At 39.8% G+C, this 25089-nt stretch carries 23 protein-coding genes; 21 read left to right on the top strand and 2 right to left on the bottom strand.

Features of this window, described 5'->3' with window-relative positions; all coding sequences use genetic code 11:
• From ABD009_RS08815 to ABD009_RS08800, 4 genes are read left to right on the top strand one after another with little or no spacing between them, the layout of a single operon-like run.
• Nucleotides 1-525, top strand: coding sequence for a MotA/TolQ/ExbB proton channel family protein (locus tag ABD009_RS08815; protein ID WP_343824841.1), 525 nt, complete (start codon nt 1-3; stop codon nt 523-525).
• Between the two features lie 11 nt (nt 526-536).
• Nucleotides 537-941 (top strand): ExbD/TolR family protein, encoded by a 405-nt coding sequence (locus tag ABD009_RS08810; RefSeq protein ID WP_343824589.1) that lies wholly within the window; start codon nt 537-539, stop codon nt 939-941.
• A 1-nt stretch (nt 942) separates the two neighbouring features.
• Entirely contained in the window at nt 943-1557 is a 615-nt protein-coding gene (locus ABD009_RS08805; RefSeq protein ID WP_343824586.1) for a TonB family protein, read from the top strand.
• A gap of 1 nt (nt 1558) precedes the next feature.
• Nucleotides 1559-2827, top strand: coding sequence for a hypothetical protein (locus ABD009_RS08800; protein WP_343824584.1), 1269 nt, complete (start codon nt 1559-1561; stop codon nt 2825-2827).
• A gap of 68 nt (nt 2828-2895) precedes the next feature.
• Here ABD009_RS08800 and ABD009_RS08795 read toward each other — a convergent pair whose 3' ends face one another.
• Entirely contained in the window at nt 2896-3402 is a 507-nt protein-coding gene (locus ABD009_RS08795) for a GGDEF domain-containing protein (protein WP_343824582.1), read from the bottom strand.
• A gap of 151 nt (nt 3403-3553) precedes the next feature.
• Here ABD009_RS08795 and ABD009_RS08790 point away from each other — a divergent pair, with 151 nt between their 5' ends.
• The 12 genes from ABD009_RS08790 (at nt 3554) to ABD009_RS08735 (ending at nt 18153) form a co-directional block, all read left to right on the top strand.
• Nucleotides 3554-4039 carry an HvfA family oxazolone/thioamide-modified RiPP metallophore gene (locus tag ABD009_RS08790; protein ID WP_343824580.1) on the top strand — a complete coding sequence of 162 codons (486 nt, stop codon included), beginning with the start codon at nt 3554-3556 and terminating at the stop codon, nt 4037-4039.
• 98 nt (nt 4040-4137) lie between these two features.
• The gene (locus ABD009_RS08785) at nt 4138-4965 is read left to right on the top strand and encodes an HvfB family MNIO-type RiPP peptide maturase (RefSeq protein ID WP_343824578.1); all 828 of its coding nucleotides are present in this window, start codon (nt 4138-4140) and stop codon (nt 4963-4965) included.
• 6 nt (nt 4966-4971) lie between these two features.
• Nucleotides 4972-5892 (top strand): HvfC/BufC N-terminal domain-containing protein, encoded by a 921-nt coding sequence (locus ABD009_RS08780; protein ID WP_343824576.1) that lies wholly within the window; start codon nt 4972-4974, stop codon nt 5890-5892.
• 79 nt (nt 5893-5971) lie between these two features.
• Nucleotides 5972-6505, top strand: a complete 534-nt coding sequence (gene apt, locus ABD009_RS08775) for an adenine phosphoribosyltransferase (RefSeq protein WP_343824574.1) — start codon at nt 5972-5974, stop codon at nt 6503-6505.
• A gap of 25 nt (nt 6506-6530) precedes the next feature.
• On the top strand, nt 6531-8852 hold the full coding sequence (gene dnaX / locus ABD009_RS08770; protein WP_343824572.1) for a DNA polymerase III subunit gamma/tau: 2322 nt from the start codon (nt 6531-6533) through the stop codon (nt 8850-8852).
• Between the two features lie 70 nt (nt 8853-8922).
• The gene (locus tag ABD009_RS08765) at nt 8923-9249 is read left to right on the top strand and encodes a YbaB/EbfC family nucleoid-associated protein (protein ID WP_155694319.1); all 327 of its coding nucleotides are present in this window, start codon (nt 8923-8925) and stop codon (nt 9247-9249) included.
• A 258-nt stretch (nt 9250-9507) separates the two neighbouring features.
• Complete coding sequence (locus ABD009_RS08760; protein ID WP_343824569.1) at nt 9508-10764, top strand: exonuclease SbcCD subunit D; 1257 nt, start codon at nt 9508-9510, stop codon at nt 10762-10764.
• 2 nt (nt 10765-10766) lie between these two features.
• On the top strand, nt 10767-13940 hold the full coding sequence (locus ABD009_RS08755) for an AAA family ATPase (protein WP_343824567.1): 3174 nt from the start codon (nt 10767-10769) through the stop codon (nt 13938-13940).
• A gap of 82 nt (nt 13941-14022) precedes the next feature.
• The gene (recR, locus tag ABD009_RS08750; protein ID WP_330997675.1) at nt 14023-14640 is read left to right on the top strand and encodes a recombination mediator RecR; all 618 of its coding nucleotides are present in this window, start codon (nt 14023-14025) and stop codon (nt 14638-14640) included.
• 139 nt (nt 14641-14779) lie between these two features.
• Nucleotides 14780-16708, top strand: a complete 1929-nt coding sequence (gene htpG, locus ABD009_RS08745) for a molecular chaperone HtpG (RefSeq protein WP_343824564.1) — start codon at nt 14780-14782, stop codon at nt 16706-16708.
• A gap of 232 nt (nt 16709-16940) precedes the next feature.
• Nucleotides 16941-17585: an adenylate kinase gene (adk, locus tag ABD009_RS08740; protein WP_155694312.1), complete on the top strand. Its 645-nt coding sequence runs from the start codon at nt 16941-16943 to the stop codon at nt 17583-17585.
• A gap of 181 nt (nt 17586-17766) precedes the next feature.
• Nucleotides 17767-18153, top strand: coding sequence for an MAPEG family protein (locus ABD009_RS08735; RefSeq protein ID WP_343824562.1), 387 nt, complete (start codon nt 17767-17769; stop codon nt 18151-18153).
• Nucleotides 18154-18249: 96 nt separating this feature from the next.
• On the opposite strand, the gene rpsT is transcribed toward ABD009_RS08735, so the two are convergent.
• Nucleotides 18250-18510, bottom strand: a complete 261-nt coding sequence (rpsT, locus tag ABD009_RS08730) for a 30S ribosomal protein S20 (RefSeq protein ID WP_155694308.1) — start codon at nt 18508-18510, stop codon at nt 18250-18252.
• Between the two features lie 169 nt (nt 18511-18679).
• Between rpsT and murJ the strand changes: the two genes are divergently transcribed.
• The 5 genes from murJ to fkpB all read left to right on the top strand — a co-directional run bounded on the left by murJ (nt 18680) and on the right by fkpB (nt 25072).
• On the top strand, nt 18680-20230 hold the full coding sequence (gene murJ, locus ABD009_RS08725) for a murein biosynthesis integral membrane protein MurJ (RefSeq protein ID WP_343824559.1): 1551 nt from the start codon (nt 18680-18682) through the stop codon (nt 20228-20230).
• Between the two features lie 114 nt (nt 20231-20344).
• On the top strand, nt 20345-21280 hold the full coding sequence (gene ribF / locus ABD009_RS08720) for a bifunctional riboflavin kinase/FAD synthetase (protein WP_343824557.1): 936 nt from the start codon (nt 20345-20347) through the stop codon (nt 21278-21280).
• 2 nt (nt 21281-21282) lie between these two features.
• Complete coding sequence (gene ileS, locus ABD009_RS08715) at nt 21283-24120, top strand: isoleucine--tRNA ligase (protein ID WP_343824556.1); 2838 nt, start codon at nt 21283-21285, stop codon at nt 24118-24120.
• The gene (gene lspA / locus ABD009_RS08710) at nt 24120-24632 is read left to right on the top strand and encodes a signal peptidase II (RefSeq protein WP_343824555.1); all 513 of its coding nucleotides are present in this window, start codon (nt 24120-24122) and stop codon (nt 24630-24632) included. Before ileS ends, lspA begins: the two co-directional genes overlap by 1 nt.
• Nucleotides 24632-25072, top strand: coding sequence for an FKBP-type peptidyl-prolyl cis-trans isomerase (gene fkpB, locus ABD009_RS08705; protein WP_343824554.1), 441 nt, complete (start codon nt 24632-24634; stop codon nt 25070-25072). Before lspA ends, fkpB begins: the two co-directional genes overlap by 1 nt.
• The last annotated feature ends 17 nt before the right edge of the window (nt 25073-25089 follow it).

Raw genomic sequence — 25089 nt, 5'->3', positions numbered from 1 at the left:
ATGATTTACCTGATGGGCCTCTGGGAATCTGTCAGGGATTTTATCGGCACGGGCGGCTTTGTTTTATACTTTGTCGCCGCAGCTCTTCTAATTATGTGGGCGTTAATGATTGAGCGTTGGTGGTTTTTAACCGCTGAGTTCCCTAAGCTACGTGCGAATATTATCGCAAGCTGGGACGCTCGAACTGACACCACATCTTGGAGTGCTCATAGAATCCGTGACGCTTGGGTTTCTGAAGCATCCGAATTATTAAATGCAAGAATGTTAATTATTAAAACTCTTGTTGCTATGTGTCCTTTAATCGGCCTTTTAGGTACGGTTACCGGTATGATTACTGTATTCGACACAATGGCATCTCAAGGTACTGGTAACCCACGTTTGATGGCTGCTGGTATCTCAATGGCAACAATCCCTACAATGGCGGGAATGGTTGCAGCGTTGTCTGGAATATTTTTCAGCTCAAGGCTTGAAACAAGAGTTAAAGTGGCAAAAGAGAAGCTAGTTGATAGCTTGCCACATCACTAGGAGATTGAACTATGGCACGTAAACAACGTTTTCGTGATGACGAAGATGCTGCAATTGACATGACTCCGATGCTAGACATCGTATTCATTATGCTTATCTTCTTTATTGTTACCACGTCTTTTGTTAAAGAAGCGGGTATTGATGTACTTAAGCCAAAGGCTTCTAATGCATCTAACAAGCCTTCTGCTAACATCTTTATTGCTATTAAGCCAAACGGTGAAGTGCACATGGATAAACGTCAAGTAGACGTTGAACGTGTTGCTGCTAACATCGAAAGAATGATAGCTGAACAGCCTACTGAAACAGTAATCATTCAGGCTGATAAAGAAGCTAAACATGGCGTAGTAGTTAAAGTAATGGACGCGATTAAATCTGCTGGTATAGAGAAGATTTCAATCGCCGCGGAGAAAAAGTAGTATGTTAAGACTTATTGCATCAATAATAGTTGGTGTAGTAATCACATTCGGCTTGTTCGTTTTCATGGCTAAACTAATCTCCAGTGGGGGTTCGTCTAACCAAAATGAATTCGAGAATATTATAGTCGAAATAAATACTACGCCACCGGAGAGTAAGGCGCAGAAACGTAACCGTGTTCCGCCGCCGCCTCCACCGCCGCCTAAACAGCCGCCTAAACCTCAGACGCCTGATCCTGAGCCACAAATTGCAAGTAGTGGTCCAAGCTTCAATATACCGTCTGTAGATGTTGGTGGAGCTAGTACTGGCTTAAATGGACCAGGTGGTTTAATTCGAGATGGTGATGCAACACCTATCGTTCGAATTGAACCTAAGTTCCCAGCAAAAGCTCAACGTGATGGTATTTCTGGTTGGGTTCAACTTAGCTTCGATATTAACGAGTTAGGTGGCGTTGAAAACGTTAAAGTTATCAATGCAGAACCACGTCGAGTTTTTGATCGTGAAGCGAGAAAAGCTCTTCAACGTTGGAAATATAAGCCTCGTGTTGAAGATGGTAAAGCGATTCGCCAAACCGGCCTACAAGTGCAGCTAGACTTTAACTTAGATGGGGGTAACTAATATGAAATTAATTTCTAAATTGTTAGTAGCGTCATTAGTGCTTGGTATTGCCTCAACGTCAATCCCAGCCCAAGCTAAAGTACCAGCGGATAAACTTGAAGAAGTTGAGCGCCGAAAGAAAGAACGTGGCGGTCAGGTTTTAGGAACTAGAGTCGGTAAGAAAATAGCCGCTGCTTATGAGCTATATTCTGCCGAACAAGTTAATGAAGCTCTGGAGCTATTGCTTGAATTAGAGCCAAAGGGTGCTTTTGATAAAGCATATGTGAACCGTTTTATCGGTAATATGTATGCCGGTATTGAAGGTAAAGCTAACATTGCATTAGAAAGACTAGTTAAAGCAAAAGAAGCTGACGTTTTACCTTTTAATGATCATGCCGCTACTATAAAGCTTTTAGCCGATTTATCTTTACAAGAACAGCAGTTCCAATCTGCGCTTGACTACTATAAAGAGTATGTTGAGTTTTCGTTAGATGAAGACCCAAATGTTTATTTAAGAATGTCTAACTCATTATATGAGATGAAGAAGTACGATGAAGCGGTTGTTCCTGCTCGCCGTGCTATAGAGTTGTTCCCAACTCCTAATCAGAATCCATATATCTTAGTTATGGCTTCTTACTATGAGCAAAAAAAGTTTGTTGAAGCAACAAAAGCTGTTGAAGACTTAGTAAAAGTTTTCCCTGAAAACCCTAAGTGGTGGACACAGCTTGGTTCGTTCTACATGATGACTGAAGACTTCGAAAGAGGTCTGTCAACTTTTGAACTTGCATACAAACAAGGCTTTTTAGAAAAAGAGAATCAGTTTAAACAATTAGCGCAACTATACGCTACAAACGGTATACCTTTTAAATCTGCTGAAATACAAGAAAAGCATATTAAAAAAGGTATTATTAAAGAGTCAAAACAATCTCTTTCGGTTTTAGCTGCTACCTATAGAAATGCTAAAGAGTTTGCTAAAGCTGCTGAATACTATGCGAAAGCCGGTAAAATGTCTGATGATGGTGAGTTTCTTAAAGATCAAGGCAATATGCTTTTAGCTTTAGAACGTAACTCAGAAGCTGTAAAAGCTTTCAATTTAGCACTTGATAAGGGTGTTAAACGTAAAGGTGTTGTTTATATGGCAATAGCCGAAGCACACTTTTATCAGCGTCAGTGGAAACAAGCTCATAAAGCAATTAAACTTGCTATGAAGGATAAAAACACTGCAAAGTCTGCAAAAAGTTGGGAAGCGTATATTCGTGAATCAGCTGAGCGTGACGGCGTAATGCTTTAGAGTTCGAAGTAAGTGAAAAAAAACCGCCTTTTAGGCGGTTTTTTTATATATGAAAGTTTCACTAGGACTTAATGTAACTTAAGGTATTCCAGTTTGTATGCATTCTTACCTTCTAATTCAGCAGCGTCCGCTAGCTTTTCTGTGCGCTCAAATACATCTTCCAATTCTGCTCCATTCGAAGGCAGAACGTTAAGTGCACCAATTGAGAGGTCAATAGGGTATGTAAAATTTTTTAGGCTTTCTTCAATGTCTTCAAATATTCTACTCAGAACTTTTTCAGTGCCACCCTCGTCTAAGTTAAAAAGTCCAATTGCTATTTCATTAGTGTGAAATCGGCAAACAAGATCGGTGGAGCGCTTAGTGCTTCTTTTTACAGATTCTGAAACAAGCTTAAAAGCTAGCTTGTCCTCTTCTCTATTTGTATTTAAATGAGGGTGGATTATTACAACAGACAAGGCATCTCTCTCCCTCAACATTCGGTGCCATTCTCGATAAAAAACTTGTACAAAATATTCTTCACTATAAAGGCCAGATAGTCGATCTCTAAAAGAAGTATCTAGGTGGTTAAATATCATTCTTAAACTCCAATAACTTAACTACTATAATTATAGTCGTTATTAGGAACTTGCTATTTAATTAATAGGTTTGAATTAAATCGACGAAATTTTTTACTCTATCTCAAGGTCTGATACATTAGATTAATATTAAAATAACAATAGGTGAATTATGAAACTGAATAAAAAATCAACTCTAACGGCTTTAGGTTTAGCTGCATTAACAACTTCTGCTATGGCAAGCGCTCAAACAATGAGCTTTGAGGCAAATACATTGGAAGCTGGTTATCAAGTAGCTAGCATGGAAGGCAAGTGTGGTGAAGGTAAGTGCGGTGCAGATAAATTAAAAGGTGAGATGAAAGATAAAGCCAAAAAAGCTAAAGAAGGCAAATGTGGTGAAGGTAAATGCGGCGCCGACAAAATGAAGAACAAGATGAAAGATAAAGCCAACAAAGCCAAAGAGGGCAAATGTGGTGAAGGTAAGTGCGGCGCAGATAAAATGAAGAACAAGATGAAAGATAAAGCCAACAAAGCCAAAGAGGGCAAATGTGGTGAAGGTAAGTGCGGCGCCGACAAAATGAAAAATAAAATGAAAGACAAGGCAAATAAAGCTAAAGAAGGCAAATGTGGCGAAGGCAAGTGCGGTGGCACTAGGTAACCTCTTTGTGTCTTCCTTTTTGAGGTAGTCTTAGTAGACTAGAGTCATATTAATCAGCCAGCGTGTCTGGCTGTTTTTGTTTAAGTTAAGAGGTATTAATGATAAGTGGAGTAGGGCTTGGTTATCGTCGCGAGATGGTAGACTTGAAAGATGAGATATTAGCATCAAACGTTGATTATATTGAAGTCGCGCCCGAGAACTGGATGCGCATGAATGAGCGTTATCAAGCACCATTAAAGGAGCTGGTTCAACACACCCCACTTTCAACTCATGGTTTATCGCTATCTTTGGGTAGTCCAGATAAGCTCGACGTTGAGTTTGTTAAACAGGTTAAACGGTTTCTGAAGGACTTTAATGTAAGTTGTTATTCAGAACACTTAAGTTATTGTTCGTCAGGAGGCCATGTATACGACTTAATGCCGATCCCTTTCACACAGGAAGCTGTGCTTCATGTCGCTAACCGTATTAAAAAGGTACAGGATATTCTAGAGCAACGCATTGCTATAGAGAATGTATCTTACTACTTACAAACCATGAACGATTTAACAGAAGTTGAATTCACAAAAGCGGTTTTGGAAGAAGCTCAATGTGACCTGTTACTCGATGTAAATAATGTTTACGTCAACAGTATAAACCAAGGTTACAACGCCAAAGAATTTATCAGTGCTATGCCGACTGAGCGCATTGCTTATGGTCATATAGCTGGACATTACGATGAAGCAAAAGACTTAAAAGTTGATACACACGGCAGTCCTGTAATTGATGATGTTTGGGAACTGCTAGACTTTGCATATCAAGAACATGGGGTTTTCCCGACGTTATTGGAACGAGATTTTAACATTCCAGATATGTCTGAACTAAACGTGGAAATTGACAAAATTCATTCTTTCCAAAAAAGCTACACTAAAAAAAAGCAAGAAGGGTAGGTGTATATGGAAGACTTTAAAGCCTCCCAGCAAGCTCTAACTAACGCCATCGTTGATCCTTCAGTAACTAACGATATTGGCGTTGAGCAACGAAGATTAAATATTTATCAAGAGCTAATCTTTAACAACATTGAAGGTTTCTGTAGTAACGCATTCCCCGTTCTAAAAAGTATATTAGAACAATCAATATGGAAGAGTTACGTTAGACAGTTTTTAATATCTGGTGAAAAGTCGTCGCCTTATTTTGTTGATATTGCCGAGCAGTTTTTAGACTTTATTACTCAAACTCAAACTCAAACTCAAACTCAAACTCAAACTCAAACTCAAACTCAAACTCAAACTCAAACTCAAACTCAAACTCAAACTCAAACTCAAACTCAAACTCAAACTCAAACTCAAACTCAAACTCAGTTAGCGTTGTTGCCACAATATTTACTTGAACTAGCCCACTATGAGTGGGTAGAGCTTAATGTTTCAATACAAGAAAATGAAATTACTGACAACGACTGGCAAGTCGACTCTAACTTAATAGTCCCAAACTCTACGTGGGCTCTTGGATATCAATATCCTGTTCATACAATATCTAAGCAAATGTTGAAGAGTGTAGGGCATATAAACAACACATTACAAGCGACAGAAGTAGAGCCGTTAGATACCTTTCTGATTGTTTATCAAGATGTAGACGGAGACGTGGCTTTTATGACGACTAACGCAATTACCGCCCACCTAGTGAATTATATCGATGAATGCTCAGTCAATGCACAACAAAATGGAGCAGAGGGCAGCGCTGAGTCTTTAACTACTCTTAGTGCGTTAGAAAGGTACTTTCAGCAAGTACAACCCGACACCGACAGTAAAGTGATTACGAATTTCTTAACAACAGCCATCGGTGATTTTGTTCAAAGAGGCGTATTAGTAGTCGATTAGAAAAATAAATCAGTAAAGGTATTTTTCATATCAATGGGTTCTGGCATACTTAGTTTAAGTTAAGTCAAAGAGAGCCGAAATGTCGGATTTGATTAAAAATAGTATCAAAACTATTCCAGATTATCCTAAAGCTGGAATTCAATTTAGAGATGTCACATCTTTAATGCAAAACCCTGAAGCTTTTGCAGCAACTATCAATGCTTTCTACGAACAATACAAAGACGCGGCCATAACAGCCATCGTAGGAACAGAAGCTCGTGGTTTCATTTTTGGAGCACCTTTAGCTTATAAAATGAATGTTGCATTCATTCCGGTTCGTAAGCCTGGTAAGTTGCCAAGGGAAGTTATATCGCAGGATTATCAGTTAGAATACGGTGAAGATATCTTAGAGCTTCATACTGATGCCTTGTCAGCGAGCGACAAAGTTTTAATGGTTGATGATTTATTAGCAACTGGCGGTACAATTGAAGCGACAACAAAGTTAATTCGTAAATTGGGCGCAACAGTAAATGACGCTTGTTTTGTGGTAAATCTGCCGGATATTGGCGGTGAAAAACGTTTATCTGCATTAGATATAAACAGTTTCAGTCTTACTGAATTTGAAGGCGAATAATTTTGAACAAGGACGGTAAGTAAGCATGAGTTATCAGGTACTCGCACGAAAATGGCGTCCTACTAAGTTTTCTGAGCTTGTTGGTCAAGATCATGTTAAGTCAGCAATTATTAACGGCCTTACTCAGCAACGAACTCATCATGCTTATCTATTTACCGGTACTCGTGGAGTGGGAAAAACCACTATCGCGCGTATATTTGCAAAAAGCCTGAATTGTGAAACAGGGATCTCCGCAGAGCCTTGTGGTACTTGCCCTGTATGTCTTGATGTTGATGCAGGCCGATTTGTCGACTTAATAGAGATCGATGCTGCCTCTCGAACAAAAGTCGGTGATACACGAGAAATTCTTGATAACGTTCAATATGCCCCAACTCGTGGTCGTTATAAAATATACCTAATTGATGAAGTTCATATGCTGTCGCGTCACAGCTTTAATGCGTTGTTAAAAACATTGGAAGAGCCGCCAGAGCATGTGAAGTTTTTATTGGCAACAACGGATCCTCAGAAGTTACCTGTTACTATTTTGTCCCGTTGTTTACAGTTTAACTTGCAAGCTTTGTCAGTTCCTCAAATTAGCGCGCAGCTTAAACACATCCTCGATGCTGAAAGCATTCCATATCAAATTGAAGCGTTAGACTTACTCGCTAAATTTGCCAGAGGCAGCATGCGAGATGGTTTGAGTCTCACGGACCAAGCAATTGCTCAGTCAGGACAAAACGTCACCTTAGATATTGTTCAACACATGTTAGGAACAGTTGATCAATCCTGGAGCCAACAAATACTTCTGTCTATAGCGAAAAAGGATTCAGCTAAATTAGTTGAGCTTTTTGCAAAGTTGAGACAACAACAGCCTGACTTTTCTAAAATATTTGATGATCTTATTACCTTAACTCATCAAATCGCCATGTGTCAGTTATTGCCAGCGGCGGCACAATTAAGTGAATCAAACGAAACACTTATTAAAGCGTTAGCGTCGTCTACATCAGCGGAACAAACGCAAGTTAACTATCAGCTTCTAATTCAAAGTAAAAAAGAGCTGCCATATAGCACAGACCCAGGCTCCGCTCTTGAAATGGCGTGTCTACGCTTATTAGCTTTTACACCAACAACTGAACTAAATATCGAAAAAAAAAACGCTGAAGTCGAACTAAATGATATTGAAATTGTGGAATCTGCTTCTCATACTGTTGAAGCAGTTGAAGCAGTTGAAGCAGTTGAAGCAGTTGAAGCAGTTGAAGCAGTTGAAGCAGTTGAAGCAGTTGAAGCAGTTGAAGCAGTTGAAGCAGTTGAAGCAGTTGAAGCAGTTGAAGCAGTTGAAGCAGTTGAGCCCCTTCCTGATTATGGGAATGTCCTTTATGACGAAAGCGACGTCTCTGACCATTACCAAGGTTACGCTGAATCCACCGCAAACGACTTAGGCTCTTCACTGGAATCACAGTCACCGGAACAGCAATCAACAAATGAAACGTTAGCGAGTGAGTTTGGTGCTACTGAATATACTTCGAACGAGTCTGCATTAAACGGCACTGCATCCGGCGAGCCTGCATCAAATGACTCAGCAACGGCATTTACGCCAAATATAGACTTTCCAGATGATGCCGAACAAAATCCTGTTATGGCGATATTAGCCAGTCGTGGAATAAATTACTCAAGCAAAAGCTCAGCGTCATCGGATAACAACAATTCGCAGTCTGAATCAAAAGACGGGCAATTAGAAACTAGCCAATTAGGAAATAGCTCAGCGCAAGCAGCTAAGCCATCACCTAAGCCAGACATAAAGCTAGCGCCTAAAGCGCAGCTGGAGTCGAGGGCAGAATCGCAGTATAAACATCAAATTGAACCTCAAACTGAATCTCAATATGAGCCTCAAGCACAAGCAAATTTAGGTGGAGGGCATGCAAAACCCGTTGATACGCCTAATGTTGTTGAAGTTGAACTGCAAGATGTGGATAGTGAAGAAGTCCGTTATGCCCACGAAGTTGACCGCTGGGCTGCCATGATTGAGCAGTCTCATTTAATGGGACTTGGCCGACAGTTAGCGTTAAACAGTGAAGTTAAAATTGACGGTAGTCGTATTGAGCTTATTGTTCGACAAGAGTTTGCGCACCTCTTAAATGAAAATTCAGAGCAAGAACTCACAGCCGTGGTTGCACAACTGGCACCTGCTTCAGAGTTTATTATTAATAAGAGTGCAATTACCACAACAGCACCTGCGGATATTCAGCAAAATATAAATTTAAATAGACAACAACGAGCGGAAGATAGCATTCATCAAGACCCAGTTATAAATACACTGGTGAATGAGTTTGGCGCAAAATTAATCGAGAATTCAATTAAACCTTTATAACAAGACAGAAAGCCTTGTTTTAACCAAATTAGACCGCATAATTAGCGGATAGAATTGAGAGGAAAATATTATGTTTAAAGGCGGAATGGGCAACATCATGAAACAAGCCCAGCAAATGCAAGAAAAAATGCAGAAGATGCAGGAAGACTTAGCAAAAATGGAAGTTGTTGGTGAAGCAGGCGCAGGCCTTGTTAAAGTAACAATGCTAGGCAGTCATAACGTAAAACGCGTTGAGCTTGACGAATCTTTGATGGAAGACGACAAAGACATGATTGAAGACCTTCTAGCAGCTGCAGTTAATGACGCAGTTCGTCGTGTTGAAGAAATGAACAAAGAACAAATGGGCAAAGTAACTGGTGGTATGGGAATGCCTCCAGGCATGAAGATGCCGTTCTAAGTTTTAGCGTTACTCCAAGGTTAAGCATACAGATAATATGTGTTTTAAAATCTTGGGTAGAATCAAGAGCCGATTTTAGTATCGGCTTTTTTGTATCCAAATATGTATTTTTAAATGACGTGTTTTTTTATACAGTCATTGAATGCTGGCAAGCTTTATATATCCTATTGTTCTAAACAGCTAACTCATCTATAAAACTCATTTGCCTATCAAAATTAATATTCAAGGCATCTGCACCTGAGAACCCAAAAGGCGCTTATGAAATTTCTACATACATCTGACTGGCACATTGGTCGTCAATTTCACAATGTATCTTTGCTCGAAGATCAGCAACATGTGCTTAATCAGATTATTGATTACATAAAAGATGAAGCGGTTGATGCCGTTGTTATTGCCGGTGATATTTATGATCGCTCGTTGCCGCCAGCTTCTGCAGTAGAAGTATTAGATAACGTATTGTCTGTGATTTGTAGCGAGCTAAATGTGCCGGTGATTATGATCCCTGGGAATCATGACAGTGCAGAACGAGTTCGTTTTGGTGCAAAACAAATGAAGTCGTCTGGGTTGCACATTTTAGGCAGCTTAGAGGGTGTGGCTGAACCTGTTGTTATTAAAACCAGTGATGCCGAAGTGGCGTTTTACGGGATACCCTATTGTGAACCTCTTATGGTAAGAGATGTATTTAAATCGGACGTAAAAACTTATGACGAGGCCCACACTTTTTTAGTCAACGAGATCAAGCAAGTCACTCAACAAACAAACAACCAACACCAAGTGAATGTGCTGTTAAGTCATTGTTTTATAGATGGCGCTGAGGAGTCTGACTCGGAAAGACCATTGCAAATAGGCGGGGCAGACAGAGTAAGTTATCAGCCATGTGTCGACTTTGATTACGTTGCATTAGGACATTTGCATAGCCCACAATATAAAGGCGAACCGCATATACGCTATTCGGGTTCGATTATGAAATATAGCTTCTCAGAGCAGAACCAAAAAAAGGGCGTGACGTTAGTAGAGGTGAATGAAGGCGGACTGGTATCGCAAAAGCACTTACCACTGATCCCATTAAGAGACATGCGTATTATTGAGGGTGAGTTAGCGACCATTTTAGAAAACGGCAAAGTTGATCCAAACAGCGATGACTATTTACTTGTGCGCTTAACGGACAAACACGCCATTTTAGATCCAATGGGCAAGCTGCGAAGTGTGTACCCCAATGTCCTTCATCTTGAAAAAATAGGCATTCAAGAGTCAAGCAATACAAAACTAAAAAAAGAGTCACTTAAACGAGGCGAGCTTGAAATGTTTAAAGACTTTTATTCTCAAGTGGCCGGCGAGCCGATGTCTGACGAGCAACATGAACTTGTTGCAGACTTAGTGTCAGGTTTGGTTTCAGGTTCAGAGCCAGGTTTGGTTTCAGGTTCAGAGCCAGGTTTGGTTTCAGGGGCAGAGCCAGGTTTGGTTTCAGGAACAAAGCAACAGCCAACAGCTAAAAGCCAATCAGGGAAGGAATAAGCATGAAGCCACTTAAATTAACCGTTCAAGCATTTGGGCCATTTTCTGGTACTGAATTTGTCGATTTTGAAAAGCTAGGGTCAAACCCTTTGTTTTTGATTAATGGCGCCACTGGCGCAGGTAAAAGCTCAATACTAGATGCGATTTGTTTTGCTTTATACGGGCACACAACTGGCGCTGAGCGCTCTGCATCACAAATGCGTTGCGACTTTGCCGATATGAAATTGCTTACGGAAGTGACGTTAGATTTTAGCTTAAACGACAAACGCTACCGTATTACTCGAATTCCTATGCAGGAACGCGCAAAAAGCGTAGGTGCAGGCACAACTACTCAGCAATCAAAAGCCTCAATGTGGGAGCTAGATGGTTCTGCCGAAAATAGGCTGATGGTATCGACTAGCGTTAAAGACGCCGATAAAGAAGTGCAAAATTTAATTGGTCTTAATGTTGATCAATTTAGGCAAGTAATGGTTTTGCCTCAGGGTAAATTTAGAGAATTGTTATTAGCGGACTCAAAAGATAGAGAAAAAATATTTAGTCAGCTGTTTCAGACATCTGTATACAAAAAAATAGAAGAAGCACTAAAAGTGAAGGCTTCGGATATAACTAAAAAAGTAGACGAGCACAAAAACCAAATCAAAGGTATTTTGCAAAGTGCGGACTTAAATAGCGAAGATGAAATTACGAGTGAATTAAAACAATTAGCTCCGTCTTTGGAACAAGCTTTAAATTTAAAGCAAACTGCAGAAAGCCAAGTTAAAAATGCAGAAAAGTCATTAGAAAAGGCAAAGCAATTAGACGCTAAATTTATAGCGCAAGCTGCTAAAGAAAAAGAGTTATTGGCGCATAAAGCAAACGAATCGCTAAACGAGCAAACAAAAAAGACCATACAGCTAGCAAATGTGGCCCAAAAGTTAACACCTAAATTCGAAGCGCAACAAAATACAGAAATTAAACTGAAAACAATCAAAGCCTCATTAGACATTAGCTCTAAACAAAGAGATGAGGCAAAGACAAAACTAACAAATGCAGTGGCGCAGTTAACGGTTGCTGAACGTGATCACCAAAACGTTGCCTTGCTACAAAAACAAAACAATGATTTACAGCAGTATTTAAAACTAGCCAACGATTTAGTTGCGGCTAAAAATAACCTGAATGCCTCTGCGCTTAAAGCGAAAAAAAGTAAACAAAGCTTAACGTCTGCCTTAGCGAATATAACCACTGCAAAATCAAATATAGATAAAAAAGATTCACAGGTAATTTTACTATCCAGTGAAGTTGAGTCATTGCCACAGGAACAAGTTAAACTAGAAAAGCTTTTAAAGTCTGTTAAGGATAGGGAAACGTTAAAGAAACTGGTTACTGATTTAAACCAGTTAACGTCGAATACCTTAGTGCTTGAAGGCAAATTAAATGACAGCAACGTAAACCTGACCGCTTTAACTAAAAAAGCAAAAGAAGTTGAATATTCTTGGCATGCAAATCAAGCGGCTATATTGGCACAAGAGCTTAATGACGGCTCACCATGTCCAGTTTGTGGCAGTTTAGTGCATCCACAGCCTGCTAAAGCTGCAACCGAAGCGAGCGTAGAGGGTGAAGACGTTGCGATGGTTAGCAAAGAGGATGTTGATGCAGCAAGAGAGCAGGTTGTTTTGCAAACTCAGGCTCGAGACAAGATAAAAGCAGAGTTTGACGACGCTTTAAACAAACAAAAAGTGAAAGGCAGTCTAGTTGAAGAGCTTACGAAAGCGCTTACGACAGAGCAAAACATGGCTCACAGCTCAGTCATTGGTTCAGGCCAAAACTCAGCCAATGATTCAGACCAAAACTCAAACCTGGTATCAGCCAACTCAGATGTCCTGAGCGTAGAAACCGCTCAAGTTAAATATCAAGCTCAACTGAAGTACGTAAATACGCTGCTAGCCACTAAACAAAGCTTGGAAATGCTTAAGTTAGAATTACTTAACGACAAAGACTCATTAACTCAGCTAGAAACATCTATTGTTGAGCTTGAAACTCAAGCTAACCAAGACAATGAACAGCTTGTCATAGCAACGTCAACGGTACGCCAATTAGAAGAACAGTTGCCTGAAGAGCACCGCGACGCTCATAAAATTCAAGCTGAGATGGTAAACAGAGTTCAGACTATTTCTGCATTAGAGTCTGGATTAGCCGCTGCGCGAACAAACAAAGAAAGTGCACAAAGTCATTTTGATCAACTTGAAGCAAGTACTCAGGCCTTAATAAATCAGTTAACTGTACAACAACAAGAGTATGAAGTTGCTGTTAACGCGTGGCAAAACGCGATTCAGGCGAGTACTTTTGATGATGAAATTAGCTTTAAAAATGCTTGGCTTAGTGACACAGACTTATCGACATTGAGTCAGCAAGTAGAGCAATACAAAAGTCACTTAGACACATTAATGGGCGCAATGGCCCAATTAAATACAGAGCTTAAAGATGCAACAAAACCTGAACTTCAAAACTTAACTGAAGCCGTGACTGAGCTTAAGCAAGCTTTTCAGCAAAAAGATAATGAATGGCGAGCGCTAGAAGAACGTAACAATCAGTTATTGTCAGTACAGAAAAAGCTAAAGATTGCTCATCAAACCAATGAAGCGTTAGAAAAACAATATCGAGTTGTAGGTACACTTTATCGAATATCAAATGGATTAGACGGCGATAAAATCAGTTTGCAACGTTTTGTCTTGAGTGTATTGCTTGATGATGTACTTATTCAGGCATCGCAGCGGTTGTCATTAATGAGTAAAGGTCGTTATCAATTAATTCGTAAAGAAGAAAAAGCCAAGGGAAATAAAGCGTCAGGGTTAGAACTAGAAGTTGATGATGCCTACACAGGAAAGTCGCGTCCTGTGGCAACGCTTTCTGGTGGTGAATCATTTTTAGCTGCACTATCTTTAGCGCTAGGTTTGTCTGATGTGGTTCAATCCTATTCGGGTGGCATAAAGCTGGATACATTATTTATCGATGAAGGTTTTGGCAGCTTAGATCCAGAGTCTTTAGAGCTTGCTGTTCGAACGCTAATAGATCTTCAATCTTCGGGCCGAATGATAGGTATTATTTCCCATGTTTCTGAATTAAAAAGCCAAATGGGCCTTCGAGTAGATGTTAAATCTGGTCCAGCGGGCAGTGAAATATCGACAGTCGCGGTGTAAATAATTAAAACAGATTAGATTACTTTTATCTGTGCTTTTGGTATCGTACCGGAAATTACGTAATGCGTTAAAAGGTTAGTTTGTGCAAACATCTCTGCTTCAAAAAATGATAGAACAATTACAGTGTTTACCAGGTGTTGGTCCAAAGACCGCGCAGCGTATGGCTTATCATTTGTTGCAGCATAAACGACAGGCTGGTACTGAATTAGCAAATACGTTAGCAACGGGCTTAGCGGAAATCGGTCAATGTAAACAGTGCCGAAATTACACAGAGCTTGAGCTTTGCGATATTTGTACAAACTCACGCCGTACGCAAAATACATTACTGTGCATTGTTGAGTCGGTTTCTGACTTAGCCGCTGTTGAACAAAGTGGTCATTTTTCAGGACGTTATTTTGTTTTACACGGTTGCCTATCTCCAATCGATGGCGTTGGTCCACAAGAGCTTGGTTTATCACAACTTGAAGAAGTGCTTGCAAGTGACGGCTCTGATCCTTCTAAACCGCTGGTGGAAGAAGTTATTCTAGCTTTAAATCCAAGTGTAGAAGGTGAAGCAACGTCTCATTATATTGCTGACATCTGTAAATCCAACAATGTTGCAATTACTCGTATTGCGCATGGTATTCCGGTTGGTGGCGAACTTGAAATGGTTGATACTTCAACAATGAGCCATGCATTAATGGGCCGTAAACAGTTTTAGTTGTGACTCTTTCTTAAGCAATCACACATTTTTTTTACGGAATTAAAATTCTCCCCTTGAAAAGCGTTAAAAGCACACTTATTTACTTGTCATTAAACGATTAAATAATTAACGTAAATCATTAAAGGAGACCCTGACAATGGCAGAAGCAGCCACTCAAGGTAAACAAACTCACGGCTTTCAAACCGAAGTAAAACAACTACTACAACTTATGATCCATTCTTTGTACTCAAACAAAGAGATCTTTTTACGTGAATTAATTTCAAACGCAGCGGATGCCGCAGACAAATTGCGCTTTGAAGGACTATCAAATAATGACTTATATGAAAACGACGCAAACTTACGTGTTCGTGTAAGCTTTGACGCCGACAAAAATACCGTCACAATTGACGATAACGGTGTTGGTATGGACGCGGAAGACGCGGCTAATCATTTAGGTACAATTGCGAAGTCAGGCACAGCCGATTTCTTTAAAAACCTAACGGGCGACAAAGCTCAAGATTCTCAACTAATTGGTCAGTTTGGTGTTGGTTTCTACTCGGCATTTATCGTTGCAGATAAAGTCATTGTTCGTTCTCGTAAAGCGGGTGATAGCAAAGACAACGGCGTTGAGTGGACAAGTGAAGGCGAAGGCGAATACACAATTGAGACAATTGAAAAGTCGACTCGTGGTACAGAAATCACTTTATTCCTAAAAGAAGATGAAAAAGAATTTGCTGATGACTACAAGCTTCGTCAAGTAATCAAAAAATATTCTGACCATATCTCTACACCAGTAGAAATGTGGAAAGATGGCACTCCAGAGTCAGAAGGCGAAGACGGCGAAAAAATTGCTGCCACTGACGGTGAGTGGGAAGTTATCAACAAAGCCGATGCGCTTTGGACTTTAGACAAGTCTGAACTTGAAGACAAAGATTACCAAGAATTTTACAAGCACATTAGCCATGACTTTGAAGATCCATTAACGTGGGCGCACAATAAAGTTGAAGGTAGCAGTGAATATACGTCGTTATTATATATTCCTAAAAAAGCACCATTCGACATGTGGAATCGCGATAAGCAACGTGGTTTAAAACTATATGTACAGCGTGTTTTCATTATGGACGACGCTGAACAGTTTATGCCAACGTACCTTCGTTTTGTAAAAGGCTTAATTGACTCAAACGACTTACCTTTAAACGTATCTCGTGAAATTTTACAAGACAACAAAGTGACTCAAGCGTTACGTAAAGCATGTACATCACGTGTTATTAAAATGCTTGACCGTATGGGTAAAAACAAGAAAGAAGACTATCAAGTATTCTGGAACGAGTTTGGCCAAGTTCTAAAAGAAGGTCCAGCAGAAGACTTCGCTAACAAAGAAGCGATTGCTAAGTTATTAAGATTCACATCAACACATAATGATGACGCGACTCAATCTGTGTCTTTCCCTGACTATGTTGAGCGTATGAAAGAAGGTCAAGATAAGATTTATTACTTGGTAGCAGATTCATATGAAGCAGCGGCAAACAACCCAGCATTAGAGATCTTCCGTAAGAAAGGTATTGAAGTTGTGCTAATGGTTGACCGTATTGATGAGTGGTTGATGTCACACTTAACTGAATTCGACGGCAAGCAGCTTGTATCTGTTACTCGTGGTGATTTAGACCTAGGTGACTTAGAAGACGAAGAGTCTAAAAAAGCACAAGAAGAAGCGGACAAAGAGTTTGCATCGAGCATCGAACGTTTCCAAACAGCGCTTGACGGAAAAGTTAAAGAAGTGAAAGTATCTCACCGTTTAACTGATTCGCCAGCATGTATTGTTACAGGCAACAGCGACATGAGTCCGCAAATGATTGACCTAATGAAACAAATGGGTCAAGAAGTGCCAGACGTTAAGCCGGTATTTGAATTGAACATGGAACACGAGTTAGTTAAGCACGTAGATCAAGTTCAAGACGAAGCGCAATATAAGCAATGGGTAGAAGTATTGTTAGACCAAGCTACTCTAGCTGAGCGTGGCACCATTAAAGATCCTGGTGCGTTTGTGAAACGTTTAAACACACTAATGATGTCATTAACTAAGTAAAATAATAGTTAATGGTCAGCAATAGCTAGATTATTGTTTTAATTAAAATAGCTAAAATGAAAGGGTAAGCAATAGCTTGCCCTTTTTTATGTCTAAAATTTAGTCATGCAAAGTTAAATTAACAATTCTGTTAATGAATCCTTACCCTAGCGGCTTGTTATCACTGGGTTATTGTGCCAAGATTCTGAGTATAATTTTTTTACTTTCACTTGGATTTGCAGAGGATCATTTCATGCGGATTATTTTACTTGGCGCACCAGGTGCCGGAAAAGGTACACAAGCCCAATTTTTAATGAACAAATTTGGCATTCCACAAATCTCTACTGGTGACATGTTGCGTGCTGCTATTAAAGAAGGCACGCCATTAGGTTTAGAAGCTAAAAAAGTAATGGACGCAGGACAGCTAGTATCTGACGATCTTATTATTGGTTTAGTTAAAGAGCGTATCAAAAAGGCTGATTGCGAAAATGGCTTTTTGTTAGACGGCTTCCCTCGTACCATTCCTCAAGCTGATGCTATGAAAGAAAACGGTATTTCAGTGGATTATTGTTTAGAGTTTGATGTTCCTGATGAAGTTATCGTAGACAGAATGTCTGGACGACGAGTCCACCCAGCATCAGGTCGTGTATATCACGTTGTTTACAACCCACCTAAGGTTGAAGGCAAAGACAATGAGACTGGCGATGATTTAATGGTTCGTGATGATGACCAGCCTGAAACAGTTCGTAAACGTTTAGGTGTTTATCATGAGCAAACTCAGCCACTTGTTGCTTACTACAAAGCAGAAGCAGATGCAGGTAATACTAAGTTTGCTACTATTGATGGCACACAAGCTGTTGAAAGTGTAAGCGCTAAGCTTGCTGAAGTATTAGCGTAAAACTTAACGCTAATGACTAAGAAAAACGCCGCATATGTGGCGTTTTTTTGTTTTAGAAGAAAAACTGCTAAGTTGACTATCAATAGCAGTTCTATTTTTTGATATGTTTGATACTCATTAGTATTAAAATATCGGCTATAAATATCCTAATAAATATAAATAATAAAAAAAGGGAACAATAATGATAATTAAATACACAGCATTTTATGCCGGCATGTTAGCCGTTTTTTATGTTGCACTGTCGTTTCGCATTATAAAGTTACGACTGGTACACAAAGTTGGTATTGGTCATGGTGAATCTAATACATTACATCGCGCCATTAGAGTACACGCTAACTTTGCTGAGTACGTGCCATTGGCTTTATTGTTATTGGCCTTTTTAGAGCTTAACAAGGCGGAGATTTGGGTACTCAATATTTTAGGAACGGCATTACTGATTGGGCGCTTGTTTCATGCAATGGGTTTAGGTAAAAGCGCTGGTACATCAATTGCTCGTACTATTGGTGGGATATTGACTTACTTGATGATGTTAGCGGCTGCGTTGTTAAATATTCTAGCGGTTTATTAAGTTAGTGATATTTGCTAAAGCCTAAAGCAAAGCCAAATTTTAGATATAAAAAAACCGGAACAAGTTCCGGTTTTTTAAAAAGTATAATTACAAAAATTATAGCGCGTTAATTTGAGCGTTTAAACGACTCTTATGACGTGCTGCTTTGTTTTTGTGAATTAGACCTTTAGTTGCATAACGGTCAAGAACTGGTACAAGTGCAGTAAATGCTTCTTGTGCAGTTTCTTTTTGACCAGCTTCGATAGCTGTTACAACTTTTTTCATGAAAGTACGCATCATAGAACGACGGCTTGCATTGTGACGACGAGCCTTCTCAGAAGTTATAACGCGTTTCTTAGCAGACTTAATGTTAGCCAAGGCTGACTCCTAAACTTTTTAATTCAAATAACCGGTTTTTTAAGGCCGAGGAGTTTGCCTTTTTATACTGCTTTTGTCAAATCATTTTAAATGGAAAAGCTAATTTATAAATGATTAAAAGTCTGGCAAGCTATGCATGTTTTATTCTGCGGCGGTTAAAGGAAATATTTTGGCGTTATTAAAGTCGAGTCTGATCGTTTCGTTCATGACTCTTATATCAAGGGTATTGGGTTTAGTCAGGGATGTTGTCATTGCTACCTTTGTAGGTGCAGGGGTCAACGCTGATGTTTATTTATTTGCTAATCGCATTCCTAACTTTTTAAGGCGCTTGTTTGCCGAAGGCGCATTTGCGCAGGCTTTTGTCCCCGTTTTATCAGAAGTAAAAGAAAAACATGGAGACGATGCGGTTCGTGAGTTGGTCGCCAAAGTTTCTGGTACTTTAGGTGTCATTGTTCTGGGTTTGACTGCTTTTGCTATTGTTGCGTCTCCGCTTATTGTCATGGTTTTTGGTACTGGTTGGTTTATTGATTGGTGGCAAGGCGGCGAAGATGCCGCTAAGTTTGATATGGCCTCTGCATTATTAAAAATCACATTTCCTTATTTATTCTTTATTACCTTTGTTGCCTTATCGGGCGCGGTTTTAAATGTTTATAACAAATTTGCAGTTGCAGCATTTACACCAGTATTCCTAAATATTTCTATTATTGCGTGTGCCATTCTGTTTAAAGACACTTTTAGTGATACCGCTTATGCACTTGCTATCGGTGTTTTTGTTGGCGGGTTAGTTCAGTTTTTTTTCCAGTGGCCGTTTTTAGCTAAGGCCGGTTTACTAGTCAAACCCAAATGGGGCTGGAACGATGAACATGTAAAGCGCATTCGTCTGCTTATGTTACCGGCGATACTAGGTGTGTCGGTTCATCAATTAAATGCATTAGTTGATACGGTAATCGCTTCTTTTCTAATGACGGGCTCTATTAGTTGGTTGTATTACGCGGATCGATTAATTGAGTTTCCTTTAGGGCTTTTTGGAATCGGTATCGCCACGGTAATTTTGCCAAGCCTGTCAAAGCTTCATAGCACTAATAACCCAGCGAAGTTTCAAGAAACCATGGATTGGGCGTTAAAAATGGTGTTGTTAATGGCATTTCCAGCTTTAGCAGGCCTAATTGTTTTAGGCCCTTTAATTATTAAGATTTTGTATACACATGGTGAATTTACCGCAACGGATGGTCAGCAAGTTTATTTTGCGCTTATTGGTTATGCATCAGGATTAGTTAGTTATATGACCGTTAAAGTATTAGCCCCTGGTTACTTTGCAAGACAGGACACCAAAACACCGGTGCGGTTAGGTATTATCGCGATGTTATCCAATATAGTGTTCAACTTTATGTTAGCGCCATTTTATGGTTTTGTAGGCTTAGCGATTGCTACGGCTATGTCAGCGACGTTAAATGCCGGCATGTTATATTGGGGATTACATCAGCAAGGCGTCTACAGGCTTTCTAAGGCCACCATTGGTTGGATTGTGCGCCTAGTTGCCGCGACAACTGCTATGGTATTTATACTTGAATACATTAAACGCTCAGGTTGGTTTGCAACGGAGTCATTTTGGCAAGAATCAGTGATGTTATTTTTATTAATTGGCGTTGCTGTAGTGGTTTATTTTGTGTGTTTAATTTTATTTGGCACACGCAAACGGCATTTTAGACAAGGCGCTTAATTTAATCTCAATTTATATTACATAATTGTTGCTTTATCGAACGCTCTGGGTAGTAATTAGCCTAGCTTTGCCGTTATAATTCTTGGGTTTTTTTTAACAGTTTATGAAGGTCCGATGGAGTTAGTTCGAGGTTTAGTCAATTTATCCGAAAAACACAAAGATTGTGTTCTGACGATAGGTAATTTTGACGGTGTACACATGGGCCATCAACATGTGTTAAACAAGCTGAAAACTGAGTCTAAAAAGCATGGTGTTCCATCTGCCGTGATGATTTTTGAACCTCAACCGCAGGAAGTATTTTTAGGCGATAAAGCCGCTGCGCGAGTGTTGACCTTCAGAGACAAATTTAAAAAATTAGAGAAACTCGGTATTGACCGACTGATATGTGTTCGTTTTAACAAAGAGTTTGCAGGAATGGCAGCAGACGAATTTATTGAATCTTTGTTAGTAGACAAATTAGGTGTAAAGCATTTAATTGTTGGTGATGATTTTAAGTTTGGTGTGAAACGTAGTGGCGACTTTGCATTATTGCAAAAAGAGTCAGAAATTTGTGGCTTCAGTGTTGAAGATACAAAAACGTTTAATTACTCGGACCAAAGAGCGAGCAGCACGGCAATTCGAAAATATCTACAAGACGCTGACTTCAAAGCAGCCGAAGATTTATTAGGTGAACCATTTGTTATGCAGGGCCGAGTTATTCACGGTCAAAAAAACGGTCGTAAATTTGGTTTTCCTACAGCGAATATAGCTGTGAAAAGGAAAGTATTACCTATCAAAGGTGTGTTTGTTGTTGAAGTTGAATTGAACAATCAGACCTTTTATGGCGTTGCAAATATTGGCAATAAGCCAACGTTAAATGGCGTAAAGCCTGTGTTAGAAGTAAATATATTTAACTTTGACCAACAAGTGTATGGGCAAAGGTTATCGATCAAACCTCTGAGTAAAATCAGAGATGAACAAAAATTCGAGTCGATAGAACAACTCATTTCTCAAATTAAACTGGATGTAGCAACGGCTAAATCCAAACTAAGTCAATATGGAATCAAATAACCATGAGTGATTATAAACATACTCTTAATTTACCTGAAACTGCGTTCCCTATGCGCGGTAACTTGGCACAACGCGAGCCAAAAATGTTAGACGAATGGACCAACAAAGATTTGTACGGTCAAATTCGTGCAGCAAAAAAAGGTAAAAAGAGCTTCATTTTGCATGACGGCCCTCCTTATGCAAACGGTGATATTCACCTAGGTCACTCGGTTAACAAAATTTTAAAAGACATTATTGTAAAGTCTAAAACGTTATCTGATTTTAATTCGCCATACGTACCTGGTTGGGACTGTCACGGTCTTCCAATTGAGCTAATGGTTGAGAAAAAAGTTGGCAAGCCTGGTAAGAAGGTTGACGCTGCAACATTCCGTCAGAAGTGCCGTGAATATGCACAAAAGCAAATTGACGGTCAGCTAGCTAGCTTTGTTCGTTTAGGTGTTTTAGGCGATTGGAACAATCCATACAAAACAATGGATTTCAGTTCTGAAGCTAATATCATTCGTGCGTTAAGCAAAATCATTGATAATGATCATTTACAAAAAGGTGCTAAGCCTGTTCATTGGTGTACAGATTGTGGTTCAGCACTTGCTGAAGCAGAAGTTGAATACCAAGACAAAGTATCTCCTGCTATCGATGTTATGTTTACTGCGGTAGACAGTGACGGTGTTGCTGGCAAATTTTCAGAACTAGACGCTGGAAAAGGCAAGGGTGATGTTTCTTTTGTAATCTGGACAACAACTCCTTGGACTCTTCCTGCTAACCGTGCCATCTCTTTAGGCGCAGACGTTGAGTATTCTCTAATTCAAGTTAAGTCTGCTGAAGGTTTTGATAAGCCATTTAGATTAGTACTAGCAACTGATTTAGTTGCTGATTGTATGGCACGTTTTGATATTACTGAATTTGATGTTCTAGGACACTGTAAAGGTGCTGACTTAGAATTAATTCAAGCTAATCACCCGTTCTATGATTTCTCTATCCCAATGATCTTAGGTGATCACGTAACAACTGACGCTGGTACAGGTTGTGTACATACAGCTCCAGGACACGGTCAGGAAGATTTCACGGTTGGTTTACAGTACAACATTGAAGTAGCAAACCCAGTTGGACCAAACGGGGTTTACGTACCAGGTACTGAATTCTTTGAAGGTCAACACGTATTCAAAGCAAACGATAACGTTGTTGCGTTACTTCAAGAAAAAGGCAAGTTACTTAAACACGTTGCGTTTGAACACAGCTACCCTCATTGCTGGAGACACAAAACTCCAATCATTTTCCGTGCAACACCTCAGTGGTTTATCAGCATGGACAAAGCCGGTCTTCGTCAGCAATCTATTGAACAGATTAAAGACGTAGAATGGCTGCCTGAATGGGGTGAAGGCCGTATTAAAGGTATGGTTGAAGGTCGCCCAGACTGGTGTATTTCACGTCAACGTACTTGGGGCGTGCCAATTACTCTATTCATTCATAATGAAACAGATGAGTTACACCCAAATAGCATAGAGCTAATGGAACAAGTCGCTCAACGTGTTGAAAAAGAAGGTATTCAAGCTTGGTGGGATCTTGATTCGGCTGGGTTGCTTGGTGAAGAAGCAAGTCAATATCGCAAAGTAGAAGATACGCTAGACGTTTGGTTTGATTCAGGTGTGACGCATCACTTTGTTGTAGATGCTCGTGAAGAGTTTGATAAAGCCCCTGATTTATACCTAGAAGGCTCAGATCAACACCGTGGTTGGTTTATGTCGTCGTTAATGACAGGTACAGCGATGAATGGCAAAGCGCCATACAATCAAGTACTAACACATGGTTTTACCGTTGATAAAAACGGCCACAAAATGTCTAAATCATTGGGTAACATCATTGCACCTAAAGAAATTACAGGTGTATACGGTGCCGACATTCTTCGTTTATGGGTAGCCTCAACTGATTACACTGGCGAAATGACCGTTGATAAAGAAATCTTCAAACGTTCTGCCGATACTTATCGTCGTATTCGTAACACCTCTCGTTTCTTATTAGCTAACTTAAATGGCTTTAATCCAGAAACAGACTTAGTTGCTGAACAAGATATGGTGGCACTTGATCGCTGGATTGTAAGCAAGGCTGCTCGTTTACAAAACGAAATCGTAACGGCTTATGACAAGTACCAATTCCATAACGTAATGCAAAAGCTAATGAACTTCTGTTCAGTAGACTTAGGTAGCTTCTACTTAGATGTAATTAAAGACCGTCAATACACAGCTAAAGCAGACTCTACGGCTCGTCGTTCTTGTCAAACTGCGCTTTACTATATTGCCGAAGCAATGACGCGTTGGATGGCTCCGGTATTGTCATTTACTGCACAGGAAATTTGGCAAGAGCTTCCTGGTGAACGTGAAGAATTTGTATTCACAGGCGTTTGGTATGAAGGAATTGAGAAATTTGCTTCTGATGGCGAATTAGGTGACGACTACTGGTCTCAAGTATTAGCAGTTAAAGAGCAAGTAAACCGTGCTTTAGAAATTGCTAAAAAAGACAAACTAGTGGGCGCCTCTTTAGCGGCTGACGTTACACTTTATATAAGTGATGAGATTAAAGATGTACTGCTAACGTTAGAAGACGAACTTAGATTTGTTCTAATTACTTCAACAGTATCTATCGCACCGCTGGCAGAAAAAACAGACGATGCTTTTGATTCAGAAGTAGATGGTTTGTTTGTTAGCGTTGCTGCCAGTTCAGCTGAAAAGTGTGAGCGTTGTTGGCACCACGTTGAGTCAGTAGGCCAAAATGAAGAACATAAAGATTTATGTGGTCGCTGTATTGAAAACGTAGAAGGCGCTGGTGAAGCAAGGAAGTTTGCGTAATGTCGTTTAAGGATTTAAAAGCCAACGGATTGTGGTTTATCGCACTAGGTGTGCTGGTGGTGATCTTAGATCAAGCCAGCAAACTTTGGATTTTAGCCAACGTGCCACTTTATTACGACATTAATATCTTACCTGTATTCGATATTACTTATGTTAGAAATTATGGTGCCGCGTTCAGTTTCTTGAGCAATCAAGACGGTTGGCAGCGATGGTTTTTTACGGCGATAGCCTTTGGCATTAGTGCGTTACTTATTTATTGGATGGCAAAAACGCCATGGCGTGAACAGCGCCAATTATGGTCATACGGACTTATTTTAGGCGGCGCTATTGGTAATGTTACTGATCGTTTAGCCTATGGTTACGTAGTAGATTTCTTACATTTCTATTATGAAAATTGGCATTTCCCTGCATTTAACGTAGCGGATATGGCGATTAGTTGTGGTGCAGCGCTATTAATTTTAGACGCCATCTTAGAAGCCAAAAACGAAAAATTATCTAAAGGTATTAATTAGTGAGTACAAAAAGTATCCAAGCTGGAAGTGAAGTTGTTTTTCACTTTACTATTAAGTTATCAGACGACTCTGTTGCGGATAGTACAAAAGTAAGTAACAAACCAGCTAAACTTGTAATTGGCGACGGTAGTTTAACAAAAGGTTTTGAAGACTGTTTATTAGGTCTTGAAGCAGGAGCAGAAGCTTCTTTTACGTTACCGCCAGAACAAGCATTTGGACAGCCAAATCCAGATAATATTTATTATGTAGACCGAACTAAGTTTAGTGAAGTAACACCTGAAGTAGGCACTATTGTTGCCTTTACACAACCAGATGGTAATGACTTGCCTGGGTTAATTAGGGAAGTTGCTGGACAGTCTGTAACGGTAGATTTTAATCATCCGTTAGCAGGACAAACATTGACTTTTGAAGTTGAAATTCAAGAAGTAAATCACGCTTAAGTGAATAGATAGAGAGA

It is taken from the genome of Psychrosphaera haliotis (genome assembly GCF_039523615.1).
Taxonomy (GTDB): Bacteria; Pseudomonadota; Gammaproteobacteria; order Enterobacterales; family Alteromonadaceae; genus Psychrosphaera; species Psychrosphaera haliotis.
Note: the sequence above shows the minus strand (reverse complement) of the source record. Positions and strands in the feature narration are given on the sequence as shown.